General features: G+C 28.9%; 4 protein-coding genes. 3 read left to right on the top strand and 1 reads right to left on the bottom strand.

The window, feature by feature from the left end; genetic code table 11:
- A partial coding sequence (locus tag J7M77_RS02295; protein ID WP_296875558.1) for an aldo/keto reductase occupies window positions 1-624 on the top strand: 624 nt, incomplete at its 5' end.
- A 68-nt stretch (window positions 625-692) separates the two neighbouring features.
- Here the strand turns inward: J7M77_RS02295 and J7M77_RS02290 are convergent.
- Window positions 693-1,136: a GNAT family N-acetyltransferase gene (locus tag J7M77_RS02290; protein WP_296875556.1), complete on the bottom strand. Its 444-nt coding sequence runs from the start codon at window positions 1,134-1,136 to the stop codon at window positions 693-695.
- Window positions 1,137-1,317: 181 nt separating this feature from the next.
- On the opposite strand from J7M77_RS02290, the gene J7M77_RS02285 reads away from it, so the two are divergent.
- Both J7M77_RS02285 and J7M77_RS02280 read left to right on the top strand, forming a co-directional pair.
- Entirely contained in the window at window positions 1,318-1,878 is a 561-nt protein-coding gene (locus J7M77_RS02285; RefSeq protein ID WP_296875554.1) for a DJ-1 family glyoxalase III, read from the top strand.
- A 1-nt stretch (window position 1,879) separates the two neighbouring features.
- Window positions 1,880-2,431 carry a DJ-1 family glyoxalase III gene (locus J7M77_RS02280; RefSeq protein WP_296875553.1) on the top strand — a complete coding sequence of 184 codons (552 nt, stop codon included), beginning with the start codon at window positions 1,880-1,882 and terminating at the stop codon, window positions 2,429-2,431.
- Window positions 2,432-2,845: the final 414 nt, after the last annotated feature.

The following is a 2,845-nucleotide window of genomic DNA, read 5'->3' as shown; positions in this document are numbered from 1 at the left end:
GATCAAGAACCGTTTATTCAAGGAAAAGCTTGTTACGATGTTATTAGAAAACATAATTGTTTAGTTGTTGTAATGGAACCAGTTAAGGGTGGCGCCTTAGTAAATGTGCCCCAAAGTGCTAAAGCCAAGATGCAAGAACTAGATCCAAATGCCAGCACTGCTAGTTATGCAATTAGATATTGCGCTAGTTATGAAGGCGTATTAACAGTTCTTTCTGGAATGTCAAATTTACAACAGGTAGAAGATAATGTATCTTATATGAAAGATTTTAAACCATTAACTGATCAAGAATATGATTTATTAAAATATACAAAGCAAGAAATTATGAAAACTTGGAAATATCAATGTGTAGATATGACAAAATTAGATGACAATGAATATCAGGTACCTCTTTCAGCAATTATCAGAGCTTATAATAGTTTACTTATTCAGCCAATTTCTACTTTTGGAGCTGAATTGAATTATTATAAATCAATGCGTAGTGACTATGATCATAGTTTTGAACAAGCTGATTATTCATATCTTAATGAAAAGATTAATGGAGCATTTGATGTAAATCAGGCTGTAAAAGAAGCAATTGATTTTTTAACTAAAAACAGTTTTCAAAGTTATATCGAAGATTAATAAATATATAGTTATTAAAAATACTTTAAATACAAAAGGAACGCTGAGCGTTCCTTTTGTATTATCACCTAAATTCTATTCATATATAAAATAGGATAGGGATTACCTTGTTCATCTATTTCACTTCTTTGATAAACTTTAAATCCTATATGTTCATAGAATCCTCTTGCTTGAGGGTTTTGCTCATTTACAGTAAGTTTTTTTACATCATAATTTTCAATTCCATATTGCATCAATTGTTTACCAAAACCTTTATTTCTTTCCTTTGGTGCAATAAATAACATTTCTAAGCAGTCACCTTCAATTCCCATAAAGGCAACTGGATTATCATTATTATTTGTAATAATAATTAAATGGGCGATATTATTTAAGGCTTGAGGCACATAATTTTTTATGTTTGCTATTTCTTCTTTAGATAAAAACAAATGTGTAGCAATTACTGATTCTTCCCAAACTTTTAATAATTGACTAATTAAAAGAGGGGTTCTATCTTTAACTTCAATTATTTTCATATAATCCTCCAAATAATTTTGATAATATTTTATGATAAAAGCTATTTAAATACAATAACGTTGATAGCTTATAGTTAGAAAAAAGACTTAATTAAACTTCATTTCTTAAATTAGGAAATCGATTGAATGAATTTAATAGATATTTAAAATAATAGGTGTAAAGATTAAAGGAGGTTCGAAAATGAAAAAAGCAGCAGTTTTAGTAGCACCGGGATTTGAAGAAGGAGAAACACTTACAATCGTTGATATTATTCGTAGAGCCAATCTGCAATGTGATATGTTTGGATTTGATCAGGTGGTTACTGGTGGACATGAAATTAGTGTTCAATGTGACAAAGTATTAAGTTTAGATGTTATTGATTATGATATGGTAGTTTTACCAGGAGGATATGATGGAGCAGCTAATTTAAGAGATAGTGAATTAGTAATGGAAATTCTTCATCAAATGAATAAAGCAAATAAATATATTGCTGCTATGTGTGCCGCACCAATAGCTTTAGAAAAAGCGGGTTTATTAGAAAATAAAAATTATACGGCTTATTTAGGATATGATAAAAAAATTCAAGTTGGAAAATATTTAGAAGATAAAGTAGTTATTGACGGTAATATTGTAACTAGCCGAGGGCCAGCAACAGCTTATGCCTTTGCTTATAAACTAGTTGATTTATTAGGTGGCGATTCTTTGGCTGTAAAACATAGAATGGTGTATTTTAATGCGTTTGATGTAAAGGAGGATGAATAAGATGGCTAAGGTTGCAGTATTAATGATTGAAGGATATGAAGAAGGCGAAACACTAACAATAGTTGATTTATTAAGAAGAGCTGGGATTGAATGTCATACTTTTTATTTCAATGAGCCTTTTGTAAAAGGAATGCATAATATGTATGTTAAAGCTGATAAATTATTTAGTGATGAAGTAAAAGATTATGATATGTTAGTATTACCTGGAGGAAGACCAGGTGGAGCTAATTTGAAAAATAATCCTGATGTTATTGCAATGGTTAAATACTTTAATGAAAATAATAAATATTTGGCTGCTATGTGTTCAGGTACAACTGTTTTAGCAGATGCTAAAGTCATTGATGGTAAGAAAGTAACTGGTTATACTGGATATCAAGAAAAGCTAATTGGCGGTAAGTTTGTTGAGGATGTCGCTGTTTTTGATCAAAATATCGTAACTAGTCAAGGACCAGCAACACCATATCCATTTGCTTTTAAAATTGCCGAAGTTTTTGGTAAAGATGTAACAGAAATGAAAGAAAGATTAATGTATAATTTCGCCGGTGGTAAATAGAGTTAGTAGAAGTTAGCTTTTTAAGAAGAAATAATCTTAATAGTTTTGTTATTTCTTCTTTTTTTATTGAATTTAGATAATGTGAAGTGACCTTCTGTTTACCAAAATGTTGTTTGTAAATCATAATGAGATTTGTAAGAAAATTATAAAAGTCGATATTATGATGAGAAAAGATCATTATGAAAAGTATATAATCTATATAGAGATGAAGATTCATAAAAACATGTGCAATATAGAGATTTTATTAATAATACTATTAATTGTTAATTTGCTCTTATCATAGTATAATTTGCTTAAATGATAAGATAGTATTATATATTATTAATTGATAAATGGGAAGGAGTGATATTATGGCAACGAAGAGTTTTATAAGTGATACTTTTATTGTTAATGATGATAATGCATCTAAGTTTC

The sequence above is a fragment of the Thomasclavelia sp. genome, assembly GCF_017889095.1.
Taxonomy (GTDB): domain Bacteria; phylum Bacillota_I; class Bacilli_A; order Erysipelotrichales; family Coprobacillaceae; genus Thomasclavelia.
Note: the sequence above shows the minus strand (reverse complement) of the source record. Positions and strands in the feature narration are given on the sequence as shown.